Source organism: Streptomyces cucumeris (genome assembly GCF_024295805.1).
GTDB lineage: Bacteria > Actinomycetota > Actinomycetes > Streptomycetales > Streptomycetaceae > Streptomyces > Streptomyces cucumeris.
The window spans coordinates 32,538-44,981 of the sequence record NZ_JANCLX010000048.1; the positions used below are offsets into that span (position 1 = coordinate 32,538).

13 protein-coding genes are annotated in these 12,444 nt (G+C 74.4%); 5 read left to right on the top strand and 8 right to left on the bottom strand.

The features are described from left to right. Positions 1–145 precede the first annotated feature (145 nt). Positions 146–709, top strand: coding sequence for a hypothetical protein (locus NMK44_RS38700; RefSeq protein ID WP_254752333.1), 564 nt, complete (start codon positions 146–148; stop codon positions 707–709). A gap of 107 nt (positions 710–816) precedes the next feature. Here NMK44_RS38700 and NMK44_RS38705 read toward each other — a convergent pair whose 3' ends face one another. Next, on the bottom strand, positions 817–1,713 hold the full coding sequence (locus tag NMK44_RS38705) for a PhzF family phenazine biosynthesis isomerase (RefSeq protein WP_374215404.1): 897 nt from the start codon (positions 1,711–1,713) through the stop codon (positions 817–819). Positions 1,714–1,797: 84 nt separating this feature from the next. On the opposite strand from NMK44_RS38705, the gene NMK44_RS38710 reads away from it, so the two are divergent. Further along, complete coding sequence (locus NMK44_RS38710) at positions 1,798–2,697, top strand: LysR family transcriptional regulator (protein WP_254752337.1); 900 nt, start codon at positions 1,798–1,800, stop codon at positions 2,695–2,697. A 38-nt stretch (positions 2,698–2,735) separates the two neighbouring features. Here the strand turns inward: NMK44_RS38710 and NMK44_RS38715 are convergent, their stop codons facing one another. The 5 genes from NMK44_RS38715 to NMK44_RS38735 form a co-directional block, all read right to left on the bottom strand. Then, complete coding sequence (locus NMK44_RS38715) at positions 2,736–3,203, bottom strand: NUDIX hydrolase (protein WP_254752339.1); 468 nt, start codon at positions 3,201–3,203, stop codon at positions 2,736–2,738. A gap of 123 nt (positions 3,204–3,326) precedes the next feature. Further along, positions 3,327–4,919 (bottom strand): sensor histidine kinase, encoded by a 1,593-nt coding sequence (locus tag NMK44_RS38720; protein ID WP_254752341.1) that lies wholly within the window; start codon positions 4,917–4,919, stop codon positions 3,327–3,329. Positions 4,920–5,000: 81 nt separating this feature from the next. Beyond that, positions 5,001–5,657, bottom strand: a complete 657-nt coding sequence (locus tag NMK44_RS38725; RefSeq protein ID WP_254752373.1) for a response regulator — start codon at positions 5,655–5,657, stop codon at positions 5,001–5,003. A 79-nt stretch (positions 5,658–5,736) separates the two neighbouring features. Next, the gene (locus NMK44_RS38730; RefSeq protein ID WP_254752343.1) at positions 5,737–6,339 is read right to left on the bottom strand and encodes a sigma-70 family RNA polymerase sigma factor; all 603 of its coding nucleotides are present in this window, start codon (positions 6,337–6,339) and stop codon (positions 5,737–5,739) included. Between the two features lie 243 nt (positions 6,340–6,582). Then, positions 6,583–7,236 carry a hypothetical protein gene (locus NMK44_RS38735; protein WP_254752345.1) on the bottom strand — a complete coding sequence of 218 codons (654 nt, stop codon included), beginning with the start codon at positions 7,234–7,236 and terminating at the stop codon, positions 6,583–6,585. Between the two features lie 214 nt (positions 7,237–7,450). Here NMK44_RS38735 and NMK44_RS38740 point away from each other — a divergent pair, with 214 nt between their 5' ends. Both NMK44_RS38740 and NMK44_RS38745 read left to right on the top strand, forming a co-directional pair. Then, complete coding sequence (locus tag NMK44_RS38740) at positions 7,451–9,031, top strand: PepSY-associated TM helix domain-containing protein (RefSeq protein WP_254752347.1); 1,581 nt, start codon at positions 7,451–7,453, stop codon at positions 9,029–9,031. 77 nt (positions 9,032–9,108) lie between these two features. Beyond that, complete coding sequence (locus NMK44_RS38745) at positions 9,109–9,567, top strand: VOC family protein (protein ID WP_254752349.1); 459 nt, start codon at positions 9,109–9,111, stop codon at positions 9,565–9,567. A gap of 42 nt (positions 9,568–9,609) precedes the next feature. Here NMK44_RS38745 and NMK44_RS38750 read toward each other — a convergent pair whose 3' ends face one another. Both NMK44_RS38750 and NMK44_RS38755 read right to left on the bottom strand, forming a co-directional pair. Further along, positions 9,610–10,281 carry a hypothetical protein gene (locus NMK44_RS38750; protein WP_254752351.1) on the bottom strand — a complete coding sequence of 224 codons (672 nt, stop codon included), beginning with the start codon at positions 10,279–10,281 and terminating at the stop codon, positions 9,610–9,612. Positions 10,282–10,374: 93 nt separating this feature from the next. Further along, on the bottom strand, positions 10,375–10,821 hold the full coding sequence (locus NMK44_RS38755; RefSeq protein WP_254752353.1) for a hypothetical protein: 447 nt from the start codon (positions 10,819–10,821) through the stop codon (positions 10,375–10,377). Between the two features lie 61 nt (positions 10,822–10,882). Between NMK44_RS38755 and NMK44_RS38760 the strand changes: the two genes are divergently transcribed. Further along, on the top strand, positions 10,883–12,331 hold the full coding sequence (locus tag NMK44_RS38760; RefSeq protein ID WP_254752355.1) for an FG-GAP-like repeat-containing protein: 1,449 nt from the start codon (positions 10,883–10,885) through the stop codon (positions 12,329–12,331). Positions 12,332–12,444 lie beyond the last annotated feature (113 nt).

Genomic DNA, 12,444 nt, shown 5'->3' on the forward strand with positions numbered 1-12,444 from the left:
CCGGTCCGACGGCGGAAGGCCCTGGGGCCTCACCGTACGCCGAAGTGATTGCATCTACCACCAGTCGCCTAAGGCAATGAAAACAATCCAGCCAAGGCGCGGGCATCGCGGAGGGCGTCCGCGCCCCTCGGTAGGGTCCGCACGCATGGACCGACACCGCTCCCTGACCGACCTGCTGCGCACCGACCGCCGCGCCGCCGAACTGGCCTCCCACCCGTTCGACTTCAACCCTGACTTCTACGAGCATGTCGAACCGGTACGGCTGGCGTCCGGCGCCGCGCTGGAGGGGGTCGGGAAGGACGCGGGCGGGGGCTCGTTCTTCCTGTGCGGGGAGGGCGGCGATGAACGGCCGGTGCTCTACGCCGACTCCGAGGGCTCGGCCGGGATCGTCGGTACGAGCCTCCCCGCGGCGCTGTGCCTGCTCATCGGGGCGCCCTGCCGGAGCGATGCGCTGCGCGAGATCGAGCGTGCGGGGCGGGATTTCGACGACCGGGAGACCGAAGCCCTGCTCGCCTCGCTCGACGCCGAGTACAGCGAGGACTGCGGTCTGGAGGACCTCGCCGGTGACCGCGCCGAGCTCGCCGCACGGCTGGGGCTCGCCCCGCTGCCGTCCGCCGCCCGACTGCTGGCGATGACCCGCGAGGCAACGGCCCTCAGCCCGTCGTACGCCCTCCTCAACGAGGAGGGCGGGGCATACGACCGGCTGTGACGAGGTCCGGCCACCGGACCGGCGGCGCGCGCCGGGTGTTCCGGCCCCGGCGGCGGCTCTGCCGGTACCGCGTGGCGCCGGGTGCTTCGACCCCGCCGACGGTGTGATCAGGACGGGATCGGGACCGCCTGGCCGCTGACGCGGACCCGCGGGTCGTCGGGGGTGACCTCGACGAGGAGGTCGCTGGGGCGGCCCATGTCCTCGCCCTGGCGGATCCGCACCCGCGTCGCCTCATGGACCAGGCCCAGCGTCCGCAGATAGCCGCCGAAGGCGGCGGCCGCGGCGCCGGTGGCCGGGTCCTCGACCACACCGCCGACCGGGAACGGGTCACGGGCGTGGAAGTCGAAGCGGTCCGGGTCCTCGCGCCACACCAGGTGCACGGTGGTCCAGCCGTGCCGGGTCATCAGCTCCTCCAGCGCGTTGAAGTCGTAGTCCAGCGCGGCCAGCCGCTCCCGGGTGACGGCGGCCAGGACGAGGTGGTCGTTGCCCGCGAAGGAGACGTGCGGGGGCAGGGCGGGGTCGAGGTCGTCCCGGGACCAGCCGAGGGCCGTCAGCGCCGCGTCCAGCTCGGAGTCCGTGGCGGGGCGGGACCGGGTGGGCACGCTGGTGAGGGTCGCGCGGGGCGGTCCGTCGCCGTCCGTCGAGGTGTGCACCTTGATCTCCCCCGACGCCGTGTCGAAGACCAGCTCACCGGGGCCGTCGCGCTCGGCGAGGGCGACGGACGTGGCCACGGTGGCGTGGCCGCAGAACGCCACCTCCGCGCGCGGGCTGAAGAACCGCAGCCGGTAGCGGCGCGCGGTCTCGTCCCGCTCGGTGAGGAACGCGGTCTCGGAGTAGCCGAGCCGGGCGGCGATGGCGGTCATCGCCGCGTCGTCGAGCGCGAGGGCCCCGGCGTCGAGGACCACCCCGGCGGGGTTGCCGCCCGAGGGGTCGGTGGTGAAGGCCGAGTAGCGCAGTACGTCGGTGTCGTTCAGCTCGGTGTCGTTCAGCGGTGCGGTCGTCATGGGAACCATGGTCGCCCCCGGCGGTCATCGTGTCCAACGATTCCTTCCGCTGACTCCCATCGGAAATGCCGATAGCCTGTCGGTGTGGACACTCGACTCCTGCGGACGTTCGCGGCCCTGATGAGGACCGGGAGCTTCACCGCCACCGCCGCCGAACTCCATCTCGCGCAGTCCACCGTGACGGTCCAGATCCGCACGCTGGAGCGGGAGCTGGGCACCCGGCTCTTCGACCGGCTGCCCTCCGGGACCCTCCCGACCAGCACCGGGCGCCGGCTGCTGAAGGAGGCCGAGGGCGTCCTGGACGCCGAGGCCCGGCTGCGGGCGGCCGCGGCGGCCGGGAGCGCGGACACCGCGGACGGCACGGTGGAGGGACAGGTCGTCCTGGGCGCGGGCGAGTCGCTGTGCGCGTCCCGGCTGCCCGGCCTCATCGCCTCGCTGCGCCGCAGCCACCCCGGGATCGACCTCGAACTCCACGCGGTGGGCACCGAGGCCGCCGTGGCGGGGCTGCGCTCGGGACGGCTGGACCTCGTCCTGCTGCTGGAGCCGGAGGTGGCCGACCCCGAGCTCACCGCCCGCGCGATCACCCGCGAACCGCTGGTGTGCCTGTCCGGCCCGGACCATCCGCTGGCCGGGCGGGAGGTGGGCTGGGAGGAGCTGACGGGGGAGCGCTTCTTCGTCCATGAGCAGGGGTGTTCCTACAGCGACGAGCTGGTCCGCACCCTGCTCGCGCTGCCCGGCCCGGCGCCCCGGCTCACCCGTTTCGGCAGTGTCGAGGCGGCGCGCTCGTGCGTGGCGGCCGGTCTGGGGCTGACCCTCCTCCCCCGCACGACGGTCGAACGGCAGCTCGCGGAAGGGGCGTTGGCCGAGGTCCACGCACCCGTCGTACCGCCGGTGCCCGTCCAGCTCACCCGGCACCGCCGCCGCTGGACCAGCCCGGCGGCACGGGCGGTGGCCGATGAGCTCACCCGGCTGATGGCCGCGTAGGCCCGGCCCGGCGGAGCTGCCCTCGGGGTGTGGCGCGGTCAGCGCGGGACGGCCCCTGCCTGGGCGCCGACCACGACGGTGGCACCGGAGTCCAGGCCGTTCAGGCCGCTCAGGCCCCCCACGGCATCCAGGGCGTCCAGGACCCGGGCCGCACTCGCCCCGTCGGCCAGGTCCGCCACCTCCGTACGGGTGGCCCAGCGCCAGGCGCGGGTCCGGGGTCCGGTGACGGGGGCGCCGTCGCGCGCCGTGCAGCGGAAGACCAGGGAGAGCGCCGGACCCGTCATGTCCTTGTAGACACCGGTGAGCGTCGCCGGGAGCGCGATGGTGACCCCCGTCTCCGCGAGGACCTCGCGGCGCAGCGCCTCGGGGATGGTGGCGGCCGCGTCGAGCGTTCCGCCCGGCGGCTCCCAGCCGCCGCCGTCCCGCCGCTTCACCAGCAGCGCCCGGCCCCGCGCGTCGACGACCACTCCGGCGACGCGCACGGCGTGCGGACGGTCAGCGGTCACGGTCCTCGGCCCCCTCGGCTGGCGGGGCCCCACCGTAGCAACGGGCCCCGCGCGCCGGGGCGTCGTTGTCCGGGGATGAGCAAGGCCCGGACCGTACATGTCACGGCGCGCGGCCCGCACACGTCACGGCCCGTGCTTCACCACCGACTTGGACACCAGCCGGTCCCGTACGAAGCACAGCCGGTAGGCGTCCGCGGACATCAGTGAGGTGCTGTAGTGGACGCAGTCCTGGCCGCGGGGCGGGGCCGGGGCGCCGTCGGGCGCTCCGTCCCGGGTGAACAGCGGCAGCCGCGGCGTCACCTCCTCGCGCGGGGTGCCCACCGGCAGCCGGTCGTAGGTGTCCCGGTCCAGCACCGAGAAGTACGAACTCGCCAGGCTGACGGGGAGCATCAGCAGCAGGATCCCGGCCAGCGCCGCCACCGGCGCCACCACGGCCTGGGTGAGCTGACGCCGCACCCGGCGGCGGGCGCGGGTCAACTCCCGCCCGGAGGCGGTGAGCCGGGAGAGGTCCCCCGCGGCCCGTGGCGGGGGAGCGGCCGTGGCGGGAAGTTCGGCGGTCAGCTCGAAACCCCCGTCCGGGGCCGGTCCCGCGCGGAGCACACCGCCCGCCAGCCGCACCCGCTCGTCGAGTCCGACCAGACCCGAGCCACCGGAGACCACCCCCGGCAGCGGGGCCGCGGCGGGAGGGGGGTTGACGACGGTGAGGGTGACCGCCGGGGGTTTTCCGGTGCGGACCAGACGGACCCGGACGGCCGCGCCCGGCGCGTGTTTGGCGGCGTTCGTCAGCCCCTCCTGGAGCACCCGGTGTACGGCGAGGGCGGCCATCGGCGGGAGTCCGGCCGTCTCGCCCCGGCGTTCCAGGGTGATGTCGAGCCCGGAGGCGCGGGCGCGTTCCACCAGGGTCTCGGCGTTCTCCCCGGGCGGGGCGGCGACGGGGTCGTCCGCCGGCTCGTCGTCCGTGCGCAGCACCCCGATGATCTCGCGCAGCCGTGCGGTCGCCGTGCCCGCGGCCGCGCGCAGCTCCCCGGCGGCCCGCTGCTGGTCCGCGGTGAGCGTGGCGTCGACCTCCAGGGCGGCGGCCCGCACCGCGATCAGCGTCAGCTCATGGCCGAGGGAGTCATGCATATCGCCCGCGATACGGGCCCGTTCGCGATAGCGGGTGCGCTCCGCCACCACCTGCTGTTCGCGTTCCATCCGGTCGGCCAGCCGCCAGCCCAGCCGCGCCAGTTCGGCGTGCTGACGGCGGTAGCGGCCCAGCAGCCACGGCAGTCCGGCGGCACCCAGCAGGGTCAGCAGCAGCCCCGGCCACGCCCACAGGTCCCGTTCGGCCACCACGCACAGCGGCAGTCCCGCCACCGCCACCGAGCCGAGGAACCACAGCACGGGGCGGGCCGCGGCCGTCCGGCATCCGGCGAGGAAGCCGAACACCGCCAGCGCGGGCCAGTACAGCGGGGTGAACAGCTTGGCGCTCAGGGCCAGACCGAGCGCCACCGGGACCCCGAGCGCGGCCAGCGGCCACCGGCGGCCCACCGCCACCGCCGCCCCGAGCAGCGGCGCCGCCGTGAACGCCACCACCTTGGCCCGGCCGTACGAGGAGAGGGCCGCCTCGGAGGCGGGCGGCAGCCACAGCGCCAGCCACAGCGCGGCGTCCAGGAGCCGGGAGACCCACCCCCGCCCCCGCGCCGGTACGAACCGTCGGAACCCACTGCGCAGCATGGGGCCAGCATCGTCGATCGGTCCCGCGGGGCGCCCCCGCCGAAAGTAAGGAGTCGGGAGCGAGGACTCCACGCGGCCCGGTCACTCCTCGGGGACGAGACCCGCCTCATGGGCCAGGACCGCCGCCTGCACCCGGTTCCTGACGCCGAGCCGGGCGAGCACCTGGCTGACGTACGCCTTCACCGTGCCCTCGACCAGATGCAGCCGCCGGGCGATCTCCGCGTTGGACAGCCCGGCGCCCACCAGACCGAGCACCTCGCGCTCGCGTCCGGTCAGCTCCCCGGTCCGCGCGCGGGCCTCGGCCCGCCGGCCCAACTGCCCGCTGTCGAGCTGTTCGATGACCCGCCGGGCCACCGAAGGGGAGAGATACGCACCGCCCCCGGCCACCGCCCGCACCCCGGAGATCAGCTCGCGCGGATCGCCGGACTTCAGCACGAAACCGGCCGCGCCGGAGCCGAGGGCGCTCGCGACGTACTCGTCCTCCGAGAAGGTCGTGAGCATCATGACGGCCGTGCCGGGCAGCGCCCGGCCGAGTTCGGCCGCCGCCCGGAGCCCGTCGAGCCGGGGCATCCGGACATCGAGCAGACACAGGTCCGGGCGGTGCTTCAGGGCGAGTTCGACGGCCTGGTGGCCGTCGGCGGCCTCGGCGACGACGTCGATGTCCCCGGCCGCGCCGAGGATGGCCGCCACCCCGGCGCGGATCATCGGTTCGTCGTCCGCGAGCAGCACACGGATCATCGGTTCGGCTCTTCCCCCGGTCATGGGGGCCACGCTACCGGGGCCCGGTCCGCCGGCCCCGGCCCCGGCTCCCGCGGGCTCAGGCCGCCGACGCCAGCAGCGCGGTCATCTCCTCCCGGGCACGGGCCACCCGGGAGCGCACGGTCCCGATGGGACAGCCGGTCGCCTCGGCGGCGTCCGCGTAGGGCAGCCCGAGCAACTGGGTCAGCAGGAACATCTCGCGCCGCGCCGGGTCGAGTTCCGCCAGCAGGTCGAGCAGGGCCACCCCCTCGTCGAACCCGGGCAGCCCGACCGGCTGGGCCCGTTCGGCCACCTCCTGCCAGTCGTCGGTGTCGAGCAGCCGGGGGCGGGCGGCGGCCCGGCGGTAGCGGTCGATGACCACACGGCGGGCGATCGACAACAGCCAGGTACGGGCGGAGGAGCGCCCGGCGAACGAGGGCAGCCCGGTCAGCGCCCGCAGATAGGTCTCCTGGACGAGGTCGTCGACGGCGTGCGGATCGGAGCTCAGACGCAGGACGAAGCGGCGGACATCGCGGCGGGTGGCGCGGATGAACCGCTCCACGGCGTCGGGGTCACCGTCGCGGGCGGCCAGGGCCCAGGCGGTGATCCGCTGGGCGTCGTCCCCGACGGCGTCGTGCGGGGCATCGTCGTTGAGGGCGGCGTCGTTCAGGGCGACGGGCATCGTCAAACGTCCTTCCGGAGGCGGTGGACGGTCCGCGGGTACGCGTCGGCGCGACGGCGCACGGCTCAACGGCGCACGGCGCTCCGCGCGGGGACGCGGGCGTGCGGGTGTGCGCGGACGACGGCCGGGAGCGGTACGGGACGGGCCCGCGGAACCGGGGCATCGGTCCGGCGCCGGGAACGGGCGCCGGTACTCCGCCCTCACCGGTGCGCGCCGCGGGAAGGACGTGCGGAGGAAGGGCGGTCAGTGACAGGGCAGCGGACGCCCCGGCGGCCCTCTGCGACGGATCACATGCCACAGCTCCGCGCTGCGCAACCGGCGTGCGGTGGTGGACGGGGCGGCCGGTGCGGGCGGTTCGGCCGCCACCGCGCCCAGCATGCGCAGGGCGATGCGCAGCGGGACGAACACGGCCGCGGCGAGCGCCCGGACGAGCCGGAAGGCGGCGGTCTCACCGTGCCACAGCCACACTCCGCTGAGGAGCGTGGCGAGCAGGTGCGCGAGGGCCATGGCGGCGCCGCCGTGCCAGGGCCAGTCCATCGGGTCCGGTGACGAGCCGGTGCCGGACATACCGTGCCCGCCGTTATGTGGGGACATGGGCATCGGCATGGGGTGGTGCATGCCTGTGTGCGCGGGGGCCGGACCCACCGACTCCGCGAGCATGAAGAGCACATGCAGCCCGCACTGGGCGACCACCGTCGCACCGGTCACGGCCAGCGCTCCGCGCTCCCGTCCGGCGGGCCACCACGCAATCGCCGTCGTTCCGGCGAAGGCGCAGCCCACCGACCACGGCGGCAGGGTGCCGCCGGAGATGAGCGCGTGTCCGAGGGCCGTGACCACGACGCACACCGCCGCGAACACGGCGGCTCGCGCGAGGCGGAAGATCGACCCGGTGGCCATGGCCGTCATCGTGCCAGCGCGCGTCGCCGGGGACGGCGGCCCGGCGAATCTTCGTCCCCGCATGACAAACGGGCACCGATGTGTGCCAGCTCACACCCGGGACTCCGGAACTTGCGCGTCCGCTTGGCCGACCACTCAACCGGCACTCCTGTGCCGTCGTGCGGACCGCCCCCGTGCGGCACGACCGACATCCCCCTCGATCCGGGAGCCGTCCATGACCGCTGAACCCCTCTCCGCCGCCGCGGACGATGCCCCGGACACCACACCACCGGACACCCCCGACACCCCGGACACCGACGCAGACGCAGAGGCAGACGCAAACGCAGACGCGGACGCGGACGCCGCGAGACCGGAGGCTCCCGGAACCACCCGCCGCTCCTCCTGGGCGGCGCTGCGCCCCCTCGTCCTGCGGCTGCACTTCTACGCCGGGGTGCTGATCGCGCCGTTCCTGCTGGTCGCCGCGGTCAGCGGACTCCTCTACGCGGGGTCCTTCCAGGCCGAGAAGATCGTCTACGACCATGAACTGCGCGTCCCCACCGGAGACATCGAGCTGCCCCTCTCCCGCCAGGTGGCCGCCGCCCGCAAGGCCCACCCCGAGGGCGAGATCAGCGCCGTACGGCCGTCGCCCGAGGACGGCGCCACCACCCGGGTGCTGCTGTCCGGCGTCAAGGGCGTCGACGCCGGCCACACCCTGGCCGTGTTCGTGAACCCGTACACCGGGGAGGTACGCGGCGCGCTGGAGAGTTACGGCTCCTCCGGTGCCCTCCCGCTGCGCACCTGGATCGACGAGCTCCACCGCGATCTGCACCTCGGCGAGACCGGACGGCTCTACAGCGAACTCGCCGCAAGCTGGCTGTGGGTGATCAGTGGCGCGGGTCTGGTGCTGTGGCTGGCGCGCCGCTTCCGCGGTGGCGCCACGCGCCGCGCGATGCGTTCCGCCGTCCTCCCCGACCGCTCGGCCACCGGACGCCGGCGCACCCTGTCCCTCCACGGCTCCGTCGGGGTGTGGGTGGCGCTCGGGCTGTTCTTCCTGTCCGCGACCGGGCTCACCTGGTCCACCTACGCCGGTGCCGGTGTCGCCGACCTCCGTTCGGCGCTCGGCCAGACCACCCCCGCCGTCTCGGCCACGCTGGACGGCGACCGCTCCGCCGGTGGCGGTGAACACGCGGGCCACGGCGCCGGATCGGACTCCATGCCGGGGATGGACCACGGAGGTTCCGGCGGTGCGCGACACAGCGGTGATGTGGGTCTCGATACCGTGCTGAAGGCCGCCCGCGCCGAAGGGCTCGGCAACCCGGTGGAGATCTCGCCGCCCTCCGGACCGGACCAGGCGTACGTGGTCAGCCAGATCCAGCGAAGCTGGCCGGAGAAGCAGGACGCGGCGGCCGTCGACCCGGCGACCGGCGAGGTGACCGATGTCCAGCGGTTCGCCGACTACCCGGTGCTCGCCAAACTCACCCGCTGGGGCATCGACCTGCACACCGGGAACCTCTTCGGCCTGGCCAACCAGATCGCCCTGGCCGTGCTCGCGCTGGCGCTGGTCCTGCTGATCGTGTGGGGCTACCGGATGTGGTGGCAGCGCGGCCGCGGCTCCGCCTTCGGCCGTCCCGTCCCGCGCGGGGCGTGGCGCGAGGTGTCACCGTACGTCCTGCTCCCGCTGGCCGCCGCGGTCGCGGTGCTCGGCTACTACCTGCCGCTGCTGGGGATCCCGCTGGCCGCGTTCCTGGTGCTCGACGCCGTCCTGGGCCGGATCGCCGGCCGGCGCCGCGCGGGGAGCGCGTCAGCGGGCGGCTGAACGGGTGCGCCGGGCCCGCCGGGGTGATGGACTGACCGCGTTCCCCAGCCCCCTGGACGCGGAGGACCGAAGAACCCATGGCCGTGCACTGGAAACTCGTCATCGACTGCGCCGACCCGCAGCGGCTCGCCGACTTCTGGGCGCAGACGCTCGATTACATCAAGGAGGACCACAGCGCCCTCATCGAGCGGCTGCTCGCCCAGGGTGTGATCGGTGAGGACCACTACGCGGTGGCCGACGGCCGCAAGGTGTGGCGGCACGCGGCCGCCGTCCGCCACCCCGACGACCCGGTGCAGACCGAGACCGGTACGGGCCTCGGCAGACGGCTGCTGTTCCAGGCCGTCCCGGAGGCCGCGGAGGGGAAGCGGGGCAAGAACCGGGTGCACATCGATGTGCACCCGGAAACCGCCAGCCGGGAGACGGAGATGGCGCGGCTGCAGGGGCTCGGCGCCACCGTCCTGCGGGCCGTGGAGGAGCCCGGCAGCAGCCACGTCGTCATGGCCGACCCCGAGGGCAATGAGTTCTGCCTGCACTGAGCCGGGCGGGCGGAGCGGGCGGGGCCGGTGCGGCCCCGCCCGTCACGCGTCGTCGTCGTCCGCTGCCGTCTGCTTCTCCTTCTCCGGCCCGGCGTCCTCCGGCCCGGTGTCCTTCGGCCCGGCGTCGTCGAAGTAGGCGTCGAGGACCGCGTCGAGCTCGTCGGTCCACGTCTTCAGCAGTCCGCGGGAGGACGGCTGGACCTCGGCCTCGTACCAGCGGCGGTTGGTCGCGTAGACGGTGACGGAGAACCGCTTCTTGAACCGGGGGGTGTCGACCTCGACCGCCCCGATCTCGTCCCAGCCGAACTGGGCCTCCTCGCCGTCCATGCGCAGGGTGATCCCGGCGCGGCGCGCGACGATACCGGCGCGGTGGTCGGACACCTCGAAGACGGGCCCGTCACCGTCCGGCTCGTCCTCCGCGTCCTCCTCGTCGGACTCGTCGGTGTCGTCGGCCGTCTCGTCCTCCGCCGTGGCCTCGTCGTCGGCCGCGTCGTCGTCAGCCTCGTCGTCGGCCCCGGCGGCGGTGTCCTCGTCCCCGGTGTCCGGCCCGGTGTCCTCCGGGGCGGTGTCCGCGGGTGGCCGCTCCGCCGTGTCCTTCGGGGTCTCCTCCTCCCCGTCGACAGGGCGCGGCGACGTGAGCCCGGGGATGTACCCCGGGTCCGTCCCGGCGGCGGTGTGCATGGGCGGGATGATCGGTCCTGTGCTCTGCTCCACGGCGGGCAGTATTCCCGATGAACCTATGCGGGCGACAGGCCGTTCCCCCGCCGTTCCGTGTTCGGCCGTTTCGCGGCCCAGGTCAGAGCGGGTTCACGGCTGCGGGAAGTGGTGACGGGACGGGTCCTGGTCCGCACGCACCGGACCCTCTTCGCGCGCGAAGAAATGGCTGAACTCCACGGCCTCGTCGAACCGTACGGCCCACAGCGGCTCCTCCCGGCCCCCGGGCGGCACCTCGGGCCCCAGGGTGTACCCCGTGACCGTCGTGGCGTCCACGGGGCCGCTGGAGTCCACCGAGGCGAAGCTCCAGTCCCCGCCCTCCGCCCACGTGCCACTGGTCTGCCACTCCTCCCTCAGCACGAGCCGCCCCGGGGCCGGGCAGTGCCACCGGAACCGGGTCACGCACAGACCGTTGCTCATCCCGGCCCAGACACTCCAGCCCCGGCCGTCCGGCAGGAAGGCCAGTTCGCTGGTCTCCATCACGCCGATGTCGAAGGGCGTGCTGTGCCAGTGGCCCACCAGCCCGTCGTCCCTGTTCATGCCACAACCCTTCGCGTTCCTGGTGTGTCCCACCGTGCGACACAGCGCGGAAAGGACACATATGCCGAGACACATCCTGCCGATCGGTGGCGTCGTGGCCGTGGTGACGGGAGTCGCTCTCGCCACCACCCCCTCGTACGCCGCGCCCGGCGCCCCCGCCAAGGCTCCCGCCGCACCGGCCGCCGGGAAGGCCACCCCCGCCGACATGGACGGCGACGGTTTCGACGACCTCGCCTCCGGTGCCCCCGGCGGGGCTGTCAAGGGCCATGCGAAGGCCGGATACGTGGCGCTGACCTTCGGCTCCGCCTCCGGTATCTCCGTCGCGCGCCACCAAGGGCTCACCCAGTCCCACACCGGTGTGCCGGGGACGCCCGAGGCCGGGGACAGGTTCGGCTCGGCGCTGGCGATGGGTGACATGGACGGCGACGGTCACGCCGATCTGGTCGTCGGAGCCAGCGGCGAGGCCATCGGGGACGTGAAGGGCGCCGGTTCGGTGACGATCGTCTTCGGTTCCCCGACCGGGCTGTCCGACAAGGCCATCGCCTACCACGCGCCGACCGTCACCGCGGGCCGCGGCTTCGGCGGACGGCTGGCCATGGGGGACTTCGACCACGACGGCCTCCAGGACGTGGCCACCGTCGACGGCACCAAGGTGGCCGTGGTGAAGGGTGCGAAGAACCTGCGCTCCACACCCGCACCGGCGGTCCGGCTGATCACCCCGCCCGGAGGCGGCGCGGGCACCCAGGGCATCGCCGGCGGTGACGTCAACGGTGACGGCTACGCCGACCTGGCCACCGTGGCGTACTTCGACGACCCGGCCGACGAGGGCACCCTCGGTGTGCTGCCGGGCTCCCGCTCCGGTCTCTCGGCCACCCCGCTGGGCCGGAACGTCGGTCTGCCGTTCGCCGGTTACCGCGTCGTGGCCGGTGATGTGAACGGCGACGGCAAGGACGACGTGGTCATCGACACCGGCTTCGAGGACGGGCCCGACGGCTACAAGCTGCGCACCTTCCCCGGCAGCGTGAGCGGACTGGACGCGGCCGGAGCCGTGGCCTGGTCCGGTGAGAAGCAGGGCGGTACCGCGGCACAGCTCGCCGATGTCGACGGCGACGGCTACGAGGACCTGTTCGTCGCCGATCCCGAGGCGGTGGACGGTGACGGCTTCCAGAACGCGGGTGCCCTCACCGTGCTGCGCGGCAGCAAGAACTGGCTGACCGCCGAGGGTGCCCAGACCCTCTCGCTGGACAGCAAGGGCGTGGTCGGTGTCGCCGAGACCGGCGACTTCTTCGGCTCCACGCTCGCCTCCGCCGACTACAACGGCGACGGCAAGGCCGACCTGGCCACCGGCGCGCGCGGCAAGTGGCGGGGCACGGGTGCGGTGAGCATGACCTACGGCAGCGCCGGCGGGCTCACCGGCCAGGGCTCGATCCTCTTCGGCCCCGACTCCTTCGGTTACGCGGCGGAGAAGGCGGGCTTCGGCGCGGCCCTCTCCACCCCTCCGGCGGGCTGACGACAGCGCGCGGCCGGAGGTGCCGTGCGGCGGGGGGGGGGGGGGGGGCCCCCCCGCCCCCCCCCCCCCCCGCAACCGGGGGCCGGGGATCCGCCACCACCCGCCAATGCGGG